This window comes from Pseudomonas sp. 008 (assembly GCF_016861935.1).
In the GTDB taxonomy this organism is placed as follows: domain Bacteria; phylum Pseudomonadota; class Gammaproteobacteria; order Pseudomonadales; family Pseudomonadaceae; genus Aquipseudomonas.
Genome location: NZ_BOMA01000015.1, coordinates 77,040 through 93,387, shown reverse-complemented (window position 1 = coordinate 93,387; position 16,348 = coordinate 77,040). Strand labels below are relative to the sequence as shown.

Genomic DNA, 16,348 nt, shown 5'->3' with positions numbered 1-16,348 from the left:
TCAGGCGCGTTCCCATGGTAAGGAATGACGCCTGACCGTCAACGGTATTGGAGGAAGACGTTGTCTCGCCCGAACTGGTCACGCAGGGCTTGAATCAAGGCATCCGCCGGGTCGATCCGCCAGGTCTCGCCAAACTGCAACAAGGCCTTCGCATCGGGGCTGGTGTAGTCCATGGTGATCGGGCACGCACCGCGATGACGCTTCAACAACTCGCCCAGCCAGCGTAGCTGATCGCCCTTGAGGTCCTTGGCATGCAACTTCAGGCGCAGGCTTTCGGCCAGGTTGGTGCGCGCATCTTCCATGCTCATCACCCGCTTGACCCGCAACCGCAGGCCACCGGAGAAGTCGTCGTTGCTGACTTCGCCTTCGACCACCACCATCGCATCGGTCTGCAACAGCGACTGCGCGGAATGGAACGCATCGGCGAACAACGAGGCTTCGATCCGACCGGAGCGGTCGTCGAGGGTGATGAAGCCCATCTTGTCGCCCTTTTTGTTCTTCATTACTCGCAGGGCGATGATCATGCCCGCGACCGTTTGCGTGTCGCGAGCCGGTTTCAGGTCGATGATGCGCTGACGGGCGAAGCGACGGATCTCGCCTTCGTATTCGTCGATCGGGTGGCCGGTGAGGTACAGGCCCAAGGTGTCTTTCTCGCCTTTCAGGCGTTCCTTGAGGGTCAGTTCCTTGGCCTTGCGGTGATTGGCGTAGACGTCGGCGTCTTCTTCAACGAACAGACCGCCAAACAGATCGGCATGCCCACTGTCGTGGGTACGAGCGGTTTGTTCGGCAGCCTTGATCGCCTCTTCCATGGCCGTCAACAACACCGCGCGGTTGCGGTCGATGTTGGCCTGATAGGCTTTCTGCTCATCGTGGAAATACGGGCCAAGGCGGTCCAGGGCACCACTGCGGATCAAGCCGTCGAGGGTGCGTTTGTTGATGCGCTTGAGGTCGACCCGCGCGCAAAAATCGAACAGGTCCTTGAACGGCCCGTCTTGCCGCGCCTCGGTAATCGCTTCGACCGGGCCTTCGCCCACGCCCTTGATCGCGCCCAGACCGTAAATGATGCGGCCTTCGTCGTTCACCGTGAACTTGAACTCCGAGGTGTTCACGTCCGGCGCGTCGAGGCGCAGCTTCATGGTCCGCACTTCTTCGATCAAGGTCACGACCTTGTCGGTGTTGTGCATATCCGCCGACAGTACCGCGGCCATGAACGGCGCCGGATAGTGGGCTTTCAGCCACGCGGTCTGGTACGACACCAGGCCGTAGGCAGCGGAGTGGGATTTGTTGAAGCCGTAACCGGCGAATTTTTCTACCAGGTCGAAAATGTTACCGGCAAGGTCAGCATCGATATTGTTGGTGGCGCAACCTTCAATGAAACCGCCGCGCTGCTTGGCCATTTCTTCGGGTTTTTTCTTACCCATGGCTCGACGCAACATGTCCGCGCCGCCAAGGGTGTAACCAGCCATGACCTGGGCAATCTGCATCACCTGTTCCTGATACAGGATGATGCCGTAAGTCGGCGCCAATACCGGCTTGAGGCCGTCGTACTGGTAGTCCGAGTGCGGGTACGCGAGTTCGGCGCGACCGTGCTTACGGTTGATGAAGTCGTCCACCATGCCCGATTGCAGCGGGCCCGGACGGAACAGGGCCACCAGTGCGATCAAGTCTTCCAGGCAGTCGGGCTTGAGCTTTTTGATCAGCTCTTTCATGCCGCGCGACTCGAGCTGGAACACCGCGGTGGTTTCGGCTTTTTGCAGTAGCGTGTAAGTCGGTTTGTCATCCAGCGGGATGAACGCGATGTCCAGCGGCGGTTCGTTGACCTTGGCGCGGTCGCGGTTGATGGTTTTCAGCGCCCAGTCGATGATCGTCAGGGTCCGAAGCCCCAGGAAGTCGAACTTCACCAGACCGGCAGCCTCAACGTCATCCTTGTCGAACTGGGTTACCAGACCGTCGCCCGCTTCGTCGCAATAGATCGGCGAGAAGTCGGTCAGCTTGGTCGGCGCAATCACCACACCACCGGCGTGTTTACCGACGTTACGCACAACGCCTTCGAGCTTGCGCGCCATTTCCCAGATTTCCGCGGCTTCTTCATCGACCTTGATGAAGTCGCGCAGGATTTCTTCCTGTTCGTAGGCTTTTTCCAGGGTCATGCCGACTTCGAACGGAATCATCTTCGACAGACGATCCGCCAGTCCGTAGGACTTGCCCTGCACCCGCGCCACGTCACGGACCACAGCCTTGGCCGCCATGGAACCGAAGGTGATGATCTGGCTTACCGCATTACGGCCGTATTTCTCGGCCACGTATTCGATCACGCGGTCGCGACCGTCCATGCAGAAGTCGACGTCGAAGTCGGGCATGGAAACCCGTTCCGGGTTAAGGAACCGTTCGAACAGCAGGTCATATTCCAGCGGGTCAAGGTCAGTGATCTTCTGCACATAGGCCACCAGCGACCCGGCACCCGACCCACGGCCAGGCCCCACCGGTACGCCGTTGTTCTTGGCCCACTGGATAAAGTCCATCACGATCAGGAAGTAACCGGGGAACCCCATCTGGATGATGATATCCAGCTCGAAATTCAGCCGGTCGACATAAACCTGACGCTTGGCTTCGTAGTCTTCGGTGGTGTCCTTGGGCAGCAGAACGGTGAGGCGCTCTTCCAGACCGTCGAAGGAAACCTTGCGGAAATACTCGTCGATGGTCATGCCATCGGGAATCGGGAAGTTGGGCAGGAAGTGCTTGCCCAGCTTCACTTCGATGTTGCAGCGCTTGGCGATCTCGACTGTGTTCTCCAGCGCCTCAGGCAGGTCGCTGAACAGCTCGGCCATTTCCTCGGCGCTTTTGAGGTATTGCTGATCGCTGTAATTCTTCGAACGCCGCGGATCGTCGAGGGCGCGGCCTTCACCGATGCAAACGCGGGTTTCGTGGGCTTCGAAGTCTTCCTGCTTGATGAAGCGCACGTCGTTGGTCGCCACCAGCGGCGCGCCGATTTTCTCGGCCAGGGCCACTGCACCGTGCAGCTGCTCTTCGTCGTTGGGGCGGTTGGTGCGCTGGATTTCCAGGTAGAAACGATCCGGGAACACCGCCATCCACTCGCGAGCCAGGGTTTCGGCTTCGTCCGGGTTGCCGCCGAGCATCGCCAGACCGATTTCACCTTCTTTCGCCGCCGACAGCATGATCAAGCCTTCGCTGGCTTCGGCCACCCACTCGCGCTCGATGATGATCGAACCATTGCGCTGGCCGTCGATGAAACCACGGGAGATCAGTTCGGTGAGGTTGCGATACCCCGTGGCGTTCATCGCCAGCAGGCTGATCCGGCTCAAGGGGTTGTCCGGATCCTTGTTCGACAGCCACAGGTCGGCGCCACAGATCGGCTTGATCCCGGCGCCCATGGCGGCTTTATAGAATTTGACGAGGGAACACATGTTGTTCTGGTCAGTGACCGCCACGGCAGGCATGTTCATGCCGACCAGGGTCTTGACCAGCGGTTTGATCCGCACCAGACCGTCGACCAGGGAATATTCAGTGTGCAGGCGTAGATGAACGAATGAAGCCGGCATAGTGATCCTGTCTAGAAACTAGAAACGTGAAGACAACAAGGCCCGGATTGTACCGGGCCTTGAGTAAAACATCAGCCTGCGACTAACCCTCGATCAGGTTTTCCCGCGCTTCATACGCCAGGCGTACCGGGGCGAACGAGCGGCGGTGAATCGGTGTCGGCCCCAGACGCGTCAGCGCTTCCAGATGAACGGGCGTCGGGTAGCCTTTGTGGCCACCGATGCCGTAACCCGGGTAAATCAGCTCGAACGCCGCCATTTCACGATCACGGCTGACCTTGGCCAGAATTGACGCCGCCGCAATGGCCGGGACCTTGCCATCACCCTGGATCACCGCTTCGGCGCGCATCGAAAGCTTCGGGCACCGGTTGCCATCAATCATCGCCAGTTTCGGCTGAATGTGTAGCCCTTCGACCGCACGCTGCATAGCCAGCATGGTGGCATGGAGAATGTTCAACTCGTCGATTTCTTCGACTTCGGCACGAGCGATGCACCAGCTCAGGGCTTTTTCGCAGATTTCATCGTAAAGCGCTTCGCGACGGGCTTCGGTGAGTTTCTTCGAATCATTGAGACCAAGGATCGGCCGGCTTGGGTCGAGGATCACCGCCGCCGTCACCACGGCACCGCACAGCGGGCCGCGACCGACTTCATCAACACCTGCCACCAGATCTTCAACTTCATCGACCAGCATAAAATCCAGGCCCAGTTGCTTGCTTGCTTTGCTCATTATGCTCTGCCAATCAGGTTCAGTACCGCGTCCGCTGCCTGATTGGAGGCGTCCAGTCGCAGGGTTCGGTGGATTTCGTCAAAGCCTCGGGTCTGCTCCTCGCCACCTTCGATCAGCGGCGACAGAGTCTGGGCCAGGGCTTCGACTGTCGCATCGTCCTGCAACAACTCTGGCACCAGCAGGCGCTGGGCCAGCAAATTCGGCAACGAGACGTAGGGACTCTTCACCATCCGTTTGAGAATCCAGAACGTCAGCGGTGCCAGGCGATAAGCGACCACCATCGGCCGCTTGTACAGCAATGCTTCCAGGGTGGCGGTGCCCGAAGCGATCAACACCGCGTCGCACGCCGCCAGCGCCAGATGGGATTTGCCGTCGAGCAAAGTCAGCGGCAGATCGCGACCAGCCAGCAGCTCTTCCAACTGGGCCCGACGCTCCGGACTGGCGCACGGCATGACGAATCGCACGCCCGGACGCATGGCCCGCAGGCGCTGAGCAGTGTCGAGGAACAACGCACCGAGGCGCCCGACTTCACCGCCACGACTGCCCGGCATCAGGGCAACCAACGGCCCGTCCGGCAAACCGAGTTCGGCCCGCGCGGCGGCGCGATCGGCCTCCAGCGGGATCGCATCGGCCAGGGAATGCCCGACAAACCGTACCGGCACGCCCTTCTCTTCATAAAATTTAGCTTCGAACGGGAACAGCGTCAGCATCAGGTCGCAACCTTCGCGAATCTTCAGCACCCGCTTCTGTCGCCAGGCCCAGACCGACGGGCTGACGTAATGCACGGTCTTGATCCCGGCCTGACGCAGCTTGAGTTCGATATTGAGGTTGAAGTCCGGGGCATCGATACCGATGAACACGTCCGGCTTCTCGGCGATCAGGTCCGCAACCAGTTTCTTGCGACGGGCCAACAGCTCGCGCAAACGGCCCAGCACTTCCACCAGCCCCATGACAGAAAGGCGTTCCATCGGGAAATACGAGGTCAGGCCTTCGGCCTGCATCAGCGGACCGCCGACACCAATGAACTCGACCGCCGGATGCTGTGCCTTGAGCGCACGCATGAGACCCGCACCCAGAATGTCACCGGAAGCCTCACCCGCCACCAGCGCAATACGCAGATTGGCCATGATTAGCGGGTGATGCCGCGGGTCGAAGACTGGATGGAGTCACGGAACACCGCGACCTCCGGGAACTGCAGCGAGGGTTCGGCCAGCTCGGCGAGCGCTTGCTCGACTGTCAGGCCCTGGCGGTAAACCACCTTGTAGGCACGACGCAGCGCGTGGATCGCCTCTTCGCTGAAGCCGCGACGGCGCATGCCTTCGAAGTTCATGCTGCGAGCTTCAGCGGGGTTGCCGAATACCGTGACGTACGCTGGAACGTCTTTGCCAATGGCAGTGCCCATGCCGGAAAAGCTGTGGGCGCCAATGTGGCAATACTGGTGAACCAGGGTGAAGCCGGACAGGATCGCCCAGTCTTCAACGTGCACATGCCCCGCCAACGCGGTGTTGTTGACCAGGATGCAATGATTGCCGATAACGCTGTCGTGACCGATGTGGGCATAGGCCATGATCAGGTTGTGATCACCCAGGGTCGTTTCCGAACGGTCCTGAATGGTCCCGCGGTGAATCGTCACGCCTTCACGGATGACGTTGTGGTCACCGATGACCAGACGGGTTTCCTCGCCCTTGTATTTCAGATCGGGCGTGTCCTCACCTACCGAAGAAAACTGGTAGATGCGGTTGTGCTTACCGATTCGGGTCGGGCCCTTGAGAATCACATGCGGCCCGATCACTGTCCCCTCGCCGATTTCCACACCTGCGCCGACAATCGACCAAGGGCCGACTTCGACGTCGTCGGCCAGGATGGCCGTCGGATCGATGATTGCGCGAGGGTCAATCAAACTCATAGTTTGCGTTCCGCACAGATGATTTCAGCGGAGCAGACTGGCTTGCCATCGACCGAAGCCTGGCATTCGAACTTCCAGATCTGACGCTTGCAGCTGATGAACTTGGCTTCAAGGATCAATTGATCGCCCGGCAGCACCGGCTGACGGAAGCGCAGTTTGTCGGAGCCGACGAAGTAGTAAAGCGTGCCATCGGCCGGTTTCACGTCGAGCATTTTGAAACCAAGGATCCCGGCAGCCTGAGCCATTGCTTCGATGATCAGTACGCCCGGCATGATTGGATGCGCAGGGAAGTGACCATTGAAGAACGGTTCGTTGATGCTGACATTCTTGTAGGCGCGAATGCGCTTGCCTTCCACATCCAGATCCACGACCCGGTCCACCAGCAGGAACGGGTAACGGTGAGGCAGGTATTCGCGAATCTCGTTGATGTCCATCATTTCGGGGGGAAGCCTATGTAAAGATTGGGAGCGCGCGACTGACGCGCACTCCTCTAGCAAATCAAGGGAGGCAGTCTAGCGGCTGTGCACACTTGATATGGAAATGGTATCAGCCATCTGATGAAGCATTACCGTCAGGGGTCACGTCCCCTACACGCTTTTCCAGCTGTCGCAGACGTCGCGCGATGTCATCGAGCTGACGGATACGTGCCGCGCTTTTGCGCCATTCGGCTGCCGGTTGCATCGCCGTACCGGAAGAATAGGAACCCGGCTCGGTAATCGAGTGGGTCACCATGGTCATCCCGGTCAGGAAAACGTTGTCGCAAATGTCGATATGCCCCACCAGCCCTACGCCACCGGCGAGCATGCAATGCTTGCCGATTTTGGTGCTGCCGGAAATTCCCACGCACGCGGCCATGGCAGTGTGGTCACCAACCTGGACGTTGTGGGCAATCTGAATCTGGTTGTCGAGCTTCACACCATTACCAATGACGGTATCGGCCAGCGCGCCACGATCGATAGCGGTATTTACGCCTATTTCCACGTCGTCTCCGATCGAGACGCCGCCGATCTGGGCAATTTTCTGCCAGATACCTTTCTCGTTGGCAAAACCGAAGCCTTCACCACCGAGCACGGCACCGGATTGAATCACCACCCGTTTGCCGATGCGCACGTCGTGATACAGCGTGACGCGCGGGGCCAACCAGCCACCCTCGCCAATTTCGCAGCGTGCACCGATGAAGCAATGCGCACCAACGGTCACACCGGCGCCAATACGCGCTGCACTTTCGATGACCGCAAAGGCACCGATGCTCGCCGCCGGATCGACCACCGCATCCGCCGCCACTACCGCTGTCGGATGAATACCGGCCGGCGCCTTGGGCTTGGGATCGAACAGATGGGAAATGCGCGCATAGGCCACATATGGATCTGCCACCACCAGCGCATCACCGGCAAAACCTTCAGCATCAGCGGCCTTCAGCAGCACGGCTGCGGCCTGACTGTCAGCCAGGTATTTACGGTATTGAGGATTTGCCAGAAAGCTCAACTGAGCTGGGCCAGCCTCTTGCAAAGTGGCCAGCCCAGTAATTTCTTTCTCCGGGTCGCCACGTAAGGTGGCGCCGAGGAACTCGGCCAGCTGGCCGAGCTTTATAGTCGCTGTCATGGGTTACTTCAGCTGATTCATGCGCTCGATAACCTGGCGAGTGATGTCGTACTGAGGCTTGACATCAATCACTGCGCCACGCTCGAAGACCAGGTCATAAGCACCTTTCTTGATGACTTCTTCCACAGCGCTGTCCAGTTTCGGCTTGAGCTGCTTCAGCATTTCACGGTCGGCAACGGCTTTGGCTTCGTTCAGCTCCTTGGACTGGAACTGGAAATCACGGGCCTTTTGCTTGAACTCGAGCTCCAGACGTTCACGCTCGCCTTGCTGCATCTTGTCGCCACCGGCCATCAGACGGTCCTGGATACCCTTGGCGCTGCTTTCCAGGCTCTTGAGCTTGGTCAGTTGCGGGCCGAATTTTTTCTCGGCATCCACGGCGTATTTCTTCGCCGCATCGGATTCCAGCAGTGCCATCTGATAGTTCAGAACGGCGATTTTCATGTCGGCAAAAGCCGGACCTGCAACCAGCACGGTCGCCAGGAGAACCAATTGAGTCAACTTACGCACGATGCACTCCTACAAAATCCATTGTCATTATCTTGGGTCAGACGCTTAGAACGTCTGGCCGAGGGAGAATTGGAACACTTGAGTCTCGGCATTGCTGTCCGGTTTTTTGACTGGCATCGCCAAGGCGAAGCTCAACGGACCAAGGGCGGTAACCCATGTCACACCGACACCCACCGAACTGGCCATATTGCTCAGGCTGACGTCGTTACACTGAGTGTTGGACTTGGAACCATCGGCGTTGGTGCTCTGCTTGCAAGTCGAATCGAACACATTACCCACGTCCCAGAATACCGAAGTGCGCAAGGAACGCTGATCTTTCACGAACGGCAGAGGGAACAGAACTTCTACACCACCCTGAATCAGGACGTTACCACCAAACGGTAGTGGATCCTGGTCCGGATCGGTTGCGGTGCCCGGGTTCACGCCCCGGCTCGGCGTACTACGAGGCCCGAGGGTGCTGTCCTTGAAGCCACGAACCGAGTTGAAACCACCTGCATAATAGTTTTCATAGAACGGCAAGCCGTCGGTCGAACCATAGCCATCGCCATAGCCCAGCTCGGTGTGGAGGCGCATGGTGTAGTTTTCAGACAACGGCTGGAACAATTGACCGCGATAATCGAGCTTGAAGAACGACAAGTCGCTGCCCGGTGTCGTGGCTTCCGCGGTCAAGCTCTGGGAGTGACCACGGGTCGCCAGTACCCCTTTGTTCAAGGTGGATTCAGACCAACCGGCCGACGCCTTGAAGTTGAGGTACTGATCACCTTCCTTGTTAACGAAGTCGAAGATTTCGTCGACGGTGTAAAGACCCGTCTTGATCTTGTCTTGTTGTGCAGACAAACCAAACGTCAGACGCGAAGTCTCGCTGATCGGGTAACCAACGCTGACACCTGCACCCAGGCTGTCTACGGCGTAGCTGGCTACGTTGACATCGAGGTCTTTGTAGTCGGTCGTACGATAGAAAGCGTTGTAACCCAGGCTCACACCGTCAGCTGTCCAGTAGGGGTCGACATAACCGAAGTTATAACGGCTTTGGTACTGACTGCGAGTCAAGCCGATGCTGACCTTGTTACCGGTACCCAGGAAGTTGTTCTGAGTGATCGAACCACCAAGGATCAGACCGGCGCTCTGGGCGAAACCGACGCTGGCGGTAATCGAACCGGAAGCCTGCTCTTCAACGCTGTAGTTCACGTCAACCTGATCATCGACACCCGGCACGGCCGGCGTTTCGACGTTGACTTCCTTGAAGAAGCCCAGGCGTTCCAGGCGGGTCTTGGATTGGTCGATCAGGTAGGTCGAAGCCCAGCCGCCTTCCATCTGACGCATTTCACGGCGCAGCACTTCGTCTTCGGACTTGGTGTTGCCACGGAAGTTGATGCGGTTCACGTAAGCACGCTTGCCCGGATCGACAGCGAACGTGATATCGACCGTGTGGTCTTCGTCGTGAGGCTGAGGCACGCCGTTGACGTTAGCGAAGGTGTAACCCTCGTTACCCAGGCGGCGGGTGATCAGTTCGGAGGTGGTGGTCATCAACTTGCGCGAGAACACCTGGCCTTTCTGAACCAGCAGCAGGGACTTGACCTGGTCTTCAGGCACTTTCAGGTCGCCGCTGAGTTTCACGTCACGAACGGTGTATTTCTCGCCTTCGTTGACGTTGACGGTGATATAGACGTGTTTCTTGTCCGGGGTGATGGACACCTGGGTCGAAGCGATATCCATATTGATATAGCCACGGTCCAGGTAATAGGAGCGCAGACGCTCCAGGTCACCGGAGAGTTTTTCACGGGCGTACTTGTCATCGTTCTTGAAGAACGACAGCCAGTTGCTGGTCTTGAGTTCGAACAGGTCGATCAGGTCTTCTTCAGGGAAGACAGTGTTGCCCACCACGTTGATGTGCTGGATCGCCGCTACGGTGCCTTCGTTGATGTTGACCTTCAGGGCAACGCGGTTACGCGGCTGCGGCACCACTTCGGTGTCGACGGTAGCCGAGTAGCGGCCCTGAGCGACGTATTGACGCTGCAGTTCGTTACGCACACCTTCGAGGGTCGCGCGCTGGAAGATCTCGCCTTCGGCCAGACCGGACTGTTTGAGGCCTTTCATCAGGTCTTCAGTGGAGATCGCCTTGTTACCTTCGATCTCGATACTGGCGACCGACGGACGCTCGACTACAGTGATGACCAGGACGTTGCCTTCACGGCCCAGCTGGATATCTTGAAAGAACCCGGTTTTGAACAGCGCACGAGTGGATTCCACCAGGCGACGATCATCCGCCTGCTCGCCGACGTTCAACGGCAAGGCACCAAAGACACTACCCGCGGAGACCCGCTGGAGGCCATTGACGCGAATATCAGAGATAGTGAAGGACTCGGCGTGAACTTCGGCGATCATCAATACGGTGAGAACCGCAGTTAGCAGCAGACGTTTCATGAAGTCCTTTCTTATTCCAACTGGCAATAAAAACTGCCGCAAAATGCGGCAGATTCGCAATTCAGCGAAGCGTTACAGTCGACCCAGATCATTGACCAGAGCAAGCAACATCACCCCGACCACCAAACTGATACCGATCTGTATCCCCCAACCTTGCACCCGATCCGACAAGGGACGACCACGCGCCCACTCGATCAGATAAAACAACAAATGCCCCCCATCCAGTACAGGAATGGGCAGCAAATTCAGAACACCCAGGCTAATACTCAGATAAGCAAGGAAATTCAGGAAATCAGCGATGCCCGACTGGGCAGAAGCGCCCGCCACTTTAGCAATGGTTATCGGTCCACTCAAGTTTTTTACCGAGAGCTCGCCGAACAACATTTTCTTGAGCGAGTCGAGGGTCAGCACGCTCATGGTCCAGGTGCGTCGGGCACCCTCCCCAATCGCGGCCACCGGACCGTAACTGACTTCGCGAATCATCTCTGGTGGCCAATCGACCGCTTTCACCCCAGCGCCCAGATAACCACTGGGTGCCTTGCTCTCGCCGCGCGTGGCCAGCGTCACCGGGACGTCGATTTGAGCACCGTCGCGCTCAACGCGCAGCATGATTTTGGTATCCGGATGCAAACGGACGATGTCGACTACTTGCTGCCAGTCATCCAGTGCCTTGCCATCAAGGGCCAACAGACGGTCACCGGCCTTCAGACCCGCAGCCTTCGCTGGCCCTTTCGGATCAATTTCGGCCAGCACCGGCGGCAATGCCGGACGCCAGGGGCGAATACCCAGCGAGTGAATAGGATCCGGCTCGTTAGCACCCTTGAGCCACTTGTCCAGCATCAGCTCACGAGGCGAATCCACGGTGGAGCCCTGTTCGCGGACCAGCACTTGAAGGGAACCGCTCTCGCCCAGGCGGCGGACCAGTTGCAGGTTCACCGCAGCCCAGCCGGAAGTTGGCTCGCCATCGATGGCAATAATTTCCTGCCCCGGGCTCAAACCTGCCCTGGAGGCGATACTGCCGGATTCGACCGCGCCGATAACCGGGCGCACCTGCTCGCTGCCCAGCATTGCCAGAGCCCAGAAAAACACCATCGCCAATAGAAAGTTGGCAACCGGACCGGCTGCCACGATAGCAATGCGCTGACGGACGGACTTGCGATTGAAGGCGTGATCGAGCTGATCGGCCGGCACCTCACCTTCGCGCTCGTCGAGCATTTTCACGTAGCCACCCAGCGGGATGGCGGCAACCACGAATTCAGTGCCTTTGCTGTCGTGCCAGCGCAGCAGCGGCATGCCGAAGCCCACGGAGAAACGCAGCACTTTGACCCCACAGCGACGTGCGACCCAGAAATGGCCGAATTCGTGGAAGGTGACCAGCACGCCCAGCGCTACCAGGGTGCCGACAATCATATAGAGCGCGCTCATCTACTTTCTCCGCAATCCTATCGGTGCTGCATGGGCCAACGTATGCAGCACTTATCGGCCGTGACGACTCAACCATTGCCCGGCCAGTACCCGTGCTTTCGCATCGGCCGTAAACACTGCCTCGAGATCATCAACCGCAACCACAGGCTCGAGGTTCAATACTTCCTCGATAATACTCGCGATTTCCAGATAGCGAACCCGTCCGTCGAGAAAGGCCGCAACAGCCACTTCATTCGCGGCGTTGAGCATGGCCGGCGCGCTATTACCAGCCTCGGCGGCTTGACGCGCAAGGCGCAGGCAAGGGAAACGCTCTTCATCGGGTGCCTGGAAATCCAGGCGAGCGATGGCGAACAGATCCAACGGCGCAACACCCGAGTCGATCCGCTCTGGCCAGGCCAGGGCATTGGCAATTGGCGTGCGCATATCAGGATTACCCAACTGCGCCAGCACCGAACCATCGATATAGTCGACCAGCGAATGAATCACGCTTTGCGGGTGAATCACCACTTCGACCTGAGAGGGCGTAGCGTCGAACAGCCAGCAGGCCTCGATCAGCTCGAGCCCTTTGTTCATCATGCTGGCCGAATCCACCGAAATCTTGCGCCCCATGGACCAATTCGGGTGAGCACACGCTTGCTCGGGGGTAACATGTGCCAGTTCGGCAAGGGGCGTCTGCCGAAACGGGCCACCAGAGGCTGTCAGTAAAATCCGCCGTACACCGACCGCGCCCAAACCACGGGAGAAATCCTGCGGCATGCACTGGAAAATCGCGTTGTGCTCGCTGTCGATCGGCAGCAGTACCGAACCGCTTTTACGCACGGCCTGCATGAACAGCGCACCGGACATTACCAGCGCTTCTTTATTGGCCAAAAGAATCTTTTTGCCGGCCTCGACCGCCGCCAGGGTCGGACGCAAACCCGCCGCCCCGACGATCGCCGCCATTACCGCATCGACTTCTGGATCCGAGGCGATCTGACACAAGCCCTCCTCTCCCACCAGAACACGGGTCGACAGGCCTGCCGCATGCAATTCGTCCTGCAAGCCCCGGGCAGCGCCTGATTCCGGCACGACCGCGAAACGTGGCGCATGACGCACGCAAAGCGCCAGCAGCTCACTCAAACGAGTGAAACCGCTCAAGGCGAATACCTGATAGCGTTCGGGGTGACGGGCGATGACGTCCAGAGTGCTCAGACCAATCGAGCCGGTCGCCCCCAGCACGGTAATCTGTTGTGGGCGACTCACGATGCCGCCATCCACAGCAACACAGCGAACACCGGAATCGCCGCTGTCAGACTGTCGATGCGGTCCAGCACACCGCCGTGCCCCGGCAGCAGATTACTGCTGTCCTTGATCCCCGACTGGCGCTTGAACATGCTTTCGGTGAGGTCGCCCACCACCGAAATGAACACGATGATCGCGGCACCGAACAGGCCCATCAGCATCTGAGCGAAACTCCAGCCCCGCGCAAAACCGACGATTGCCGTGATCACCAGGCTCAGCAGCAAGCCGCCGTACACGCCCTCCCAGCTCTTGCCAGGGCTGACCTGTGGTGCCAGCTTGCGCTTGCCGAAGGCTCGGCCGGAAAAGTACGCACCGATATCGGCGCCCCAGACCAGCACCATCACGGCCATGATCAGCCAGTTGCCCAAGGGCTCCTGCTTGATCAGGATCAGACCTTGCCAGGCCGGCAACAGAATCAACAAGCCGATCGCCAGTTTGCAGGCAGCACTGGCCCAGTGTTCGCTGGACCGTGGATAAGTCAGCACCAGATAGGTGGCCACGCCCCACCAGAGCACCGAGGCGCCCAGCACCCAAGGCGCGAGCCCCGGCAGGATATGCATGACAAACAGCATCAGCGCGACCACAGCTGCAAAAGCAACACGGATCGCCTGGCCAGCAAAACCTGCCAGGCGTGCCCATTCCCATGCCCCCAGCGTCACCACCAGCCCGATAAACAGCGCAAAACCGGACCCTTCAAGCAGGAAAAACCCGCACAGGGCAATCGGCAGCAGAATCAGTGCCGTGATGATTCGTTGTTTAAGCATTAAACCCGGGCTCCAGACTCGACCTGCTCGCTCGTTTTACCGAAGCGACGCTGGCGAGAAGCGAAATCGGCCAGCGCATTGCGCATGGCGTCGTGTTTGAAGTCCGGCCAGAACAGGTCGGAGAAGTACAACTCGGCGTAAGCCAGCTGCCACAGCAGGAAGTTGCTGATGCGATGCTCGCCACCGGTACGGATGCACAAGTCTGGCAACGGCAGATCGCCGGTCGCCAGACAGGTTTGCAACAGCTCGGGAGTGATGTCTTCCGGGCGCAGATGCCCGGCCTGAACTTCGCGCGCCAGACGTTGCGCGGCTTGCGCGATGTCCCACTGACCACCGTAGTTGGCGGCGATCTGCAGGATAAAACGATTGGCGCCGGCAGTCATCGCCTCGGCTTCACGCATGGCAGCTTGAAGCTCCGGATGAAAACGCGAACGGTCGCCGATGATGCGCAAACTGATGTTGTTGTCGTTCAGGCGCTTGGCCTCGCGACGCAGCGCCCTGAAGAACAGATCCATCAAGGCACTGACCTCATCGGCCGGGCGCTGCCAGTTCTCACTGGAGAATGCAAACAGGGTCAATACCTCAACCCCGGACTCCGCACACACCTCGATGACCGCACGAACAGCATCCACACCCGCTTTATGCCCGGCGACACCCGGCATAAAGCGTTTTTTCGCCCAACGATTATTACCATCCATGATGATCGCGACATGGCGCGGCACCGCGGACGGCGCAGTCTGCTTGGTCTTGTCCATTTGAAACTCGACCCTTATACGGCCATCAGGTCTTTTTCTTTTTCCGCCAGCTTAGCGTCGATTTCAGCCACGAACTTCTTGGTCAGATCGTCGATCTCGCCAGTGGCGCGACGCTCTTCGTCTTCACTGATTTCCTTTTCCTTGACCAGGTCCTTCAGCGAGCTGTTTGCATCGCGACGGATGTTGCGCACGGCAACACGGGCATCCTCAGCGACATCACGAGCCTGCTTGGTGAAGCCCCGGCGGGTTTCTTCAGTCAGGGCTGGCATGGAGATCAGCAGCAACTCACCCAGGTTGGTCGGGTTGAGATTCAGGCCAGCGCTACCGATAGCCTTGTCGACCGCGCCCAGCATGTTGCGCTCGAAGGCAACGACTTGCAGGGTACGGGCGTCTTTAACGGTGATGTTCGCCACTTGCTTGATCGGAGTGTCAGCGCCGTAGTACGGAACCATCACGCCTTCCAGAATGCTTGGGTGCGCCTGGCCGGTACGGATACGCCCGAAGTTGTGCGCCAGCGATTCTACGGATTTCTGCATGCGCTCTTTAGCGTCTTTCTTGATTTCGTTGATCATTGTTGAACTTCCTCGATCAGGGTTCCTTCAGCGCCGCCATGTACGATATTCAACAGGGCACCGGGTTTGTTCATATTAAACACGCGCAGCGGCATCTTGTGGTCGCGGCACAAGCAAATGGCCGTCAGATCCATCACACCCAGCTTGCGATCCAGCACTTCATCGTAGGTCAGATGATCGAACTTCTCGGCATGCGGGTCTTTGAACGGGTCAGCGGTGTAGACGCCATCAACCTTCGTTGCCTTGAGCACCACATCGGCATCGATTTCGATTGCGCGCAGGCAGGCAGCCGAATCCGTAGTGAAGAACGGGTTGCCAGTACCGGCCGCGAAAATCACGACTTCCTTGGAGTTCAGGTGGCGCATGGCTTTGCGGCGATCATAGTGATCGGTCACGCCAACCATGGAAATGGCCGACATCACGATGGCCGAGATATTGGCACGTTCCAGCGCATCGCGCATCGCCAGGGCGTTCATCACAGTGGCCAGCATGCCCATGTGGTCGCCAGTGACCCGATCCATACCGGCTGCACTGAGCGCTGCGCCGCGGAACAGGTTACCCCCGCCGATCACCAGACCGACCTGAACACCGATGCCAACCAGCTGGCCAACTTCCAGTGCCATGCGATCCAGAACTTTCGGATCGATCCCGAACTCTTCCGAGCCCATCAGGGCCTCGCCGCTAAGCTTGAGTAGAATGCGTTTATAGCGAGCCTGATAACCACTGCCCTGCTGAGCCATTGCGAATCTCTCCTGCGGCGTATTTTAAAAATTCTTTGCGAGCTGTTTACAGCTGGCGTTCACTCTAGCTTGGCGCTGCTTCAGCGCC

General features: G+C 58.7%; 14 protein-coding genes. All 14 read right to left on the bottom strand.

Going from position 1 to position 16,348, the window contains the following annotated elements; all coding sequences use genetic code 11:
* Window positions 1–38: 38 nt before the first annotated feature.
* The 14 genes from dnaE to pyrH all read right to left on the bottom strand — a co-directional run bounded on the left by dnaE (window position 39) and on the right by pyrH (window position 16,260).
* Window positions 39–3,560: a DNA polymerase III subunit alpha gene (dnaE, locus tag JUI81_RS25855; protein WP_204125312.1), complete on the bottom strand. Its 3,522-nt coding sequence runs from the start codon at window positions 3,558–3,560 to the stop codon at window positions 39–41.
* 82 nt (window positions 3,561–3,642) lie between these two features.
* Window positions 3,643–4,284: a ribonuclease HII gene (rnhB, locus tag JUI81_RS25850; protein ID WP_019581018.1), complete on the bottom strand. Its 642-nt coding sequence runs from the start codon at window positions 4,282–4,284 to the stop codon at window positions 3,643–3,645.
* Complete coding sequence (lpxB, locus tag JUI81_RS25845; protein ID WP_019581019.1) at window positions 4,284–5,411, bottom strand: lipid-A-disaccharide synthase; 1,128 nt, start codon at window positions 5,409–5,411, stop codon at window positions 4,284–4,286. The genes rnhB and lpxB overlap by 1 nt, the downstream gene beginning before the upstream one ends.
* Before the next feature lie 2 nt (window positions 5,412–5,413).
* Window positions 5,414–6,190, bottom strand: coding sequence for an acyl-ACP--UDP-N-acetylglucosamine O-acyltransferase (lpxA, locus tag JUI81_RS25840; RefSeq protein WP_018927011.1), 777 nt, complete (start codon window positions 6,188–6,190; stop codon window positions 5,414–5,416).
* Window positions 6,187–6,627, bottom strand: a complete 441-nt coding sequence (gene fabZ / locus JUI81_RS25835; protein WP_007940511.1) for a 3-hydroxyacyl-ACP dehydratase FabZ — start codon at window positions 6,625–6,627, stop codon at window positions 6,187–6,189. Before fabZ ends, lpxA begins: the two co-directional genes overlap by 4 nt.
* Window positions 6,628–6,736: 109 nt before the next feature.
* The gene (gene lpxD, locus JUI81_RS25830) at window positions 6,737–7,792 is read right to left on the bottom strand and encodes a UDP-3-O-(3-hydroxymyristoyl)glucosamine N-acyltransferase (protein WP_028939208.1); all 1,056 of its coding nucleotides are present in this window, start codon (window positions 7,790–7,792) and stop codon (window positions 6,737–6,739) included.
* A 3-nt stretch (window positions 7,793–7,795) separates the two neighbouring features.
* Window positions 7,796–8,299 (bottom strand): OmpH family outer membrane protein, encoded by a 504-nt coding sequence (locus JUI81_RS25825; protein WP_007940508.1) that lies wholly within the window; start codon window positions 8,297–8,299, stop codon window positions 7,796–7,798.
* A gap of 45 nt (window positions 8,300–8,344) precedes the next feature.
* Window positions 8,345–10,723: an outer membrane protein assembly factor BamA gene (gene bamA / locus JUI81_RS25820; protein ID WP_019581021.1), complete on the bottom strand. Its 2,379-nt coding sequence runs from the start codon at window positions 10,721–10,723 to the stop codon at window positions 8,345–8,347.
* 72 nt (window positions 10,724–10,795) lie between these two features.
* The gene (gene rseP / locus JUI81_RS25815) at window positions 10,796–12,148 is read right to left on the bottom strand and encodes a sigma E protease regulator RseP (protein ID WP_019581022.1); all 1,353 of its coding nucleotides are present in this window, start codon (window positions 12,146–12,148) and stop codon (window positions 10,796–10,798) included.
* Between the two features lie 51 nt (window positions 12,149–12,199).
* Complete coding sequence (ispC, locus tag JUI81_RS25810) at window positions 12,200–13,390, bottom strand: 1-deoxy-D-xylulose-5-phosphate reductoisomerase (protein WP_019581023.1); 1,191 nt, start codon at window positions 13,388–13,390, stop codon at window positions 12,200–12,202.
* Complete coding sequence (locus tag JUI81_RS25805; protein ID WP_028939206.1) at window positions 13,387–14,193, bottom strand: phosphatidate cytidylyltransferase; 807 nt, start codon at window positions 14,191–14,193, stop codon at window positions 13,387–13,389. Before JUI81_RS25805 ends, ispC begins: the two co-directional genes overlap by 4 nt.
* Complete coding sequence (uppS, locus tag JUI81_RS25800) at window positions 14,193–14,948, bottom strand: polyprenyl diphosphate synthase (protein ID WP_007940503.1); 756 nt, start codon at window positions 14,946–14,948, stop codon at window positions 14,193–14,195. The genes JUI81_RS25805 and uppS overlap by 1 nt, the downstream gene beginning before the upstream one ends.
* 14 nt (window positions 14,949–14,962) lie before the next feature.
* Complete coding sequence (frr, locus tag JUI81_RS25795) at window positions 14,963–15,520, bottom strand: ribosome recycling factor (protein WP_007940501.1); 558 nt, start codon at window positions 15,518–15,520, stop codon at window positions 14,963–14,965.
* Window positions 15,517–16,260 (bottom strand): UMP kinase, encoded by a 744-nt coding sequence (gene pyrH, locus JUI81_RS25790; protein WP_003198235.1) that lies wholly within the window; start codon window positions 16,258–16,260, stop codon window positions 15,517–15,519. Before pyrH ends, frr begins: the two co-directional genes overlap by 4 nt.
* Between the last annotated feature and the right edge of the window lie 88 nt (window positions 16,261–16,348).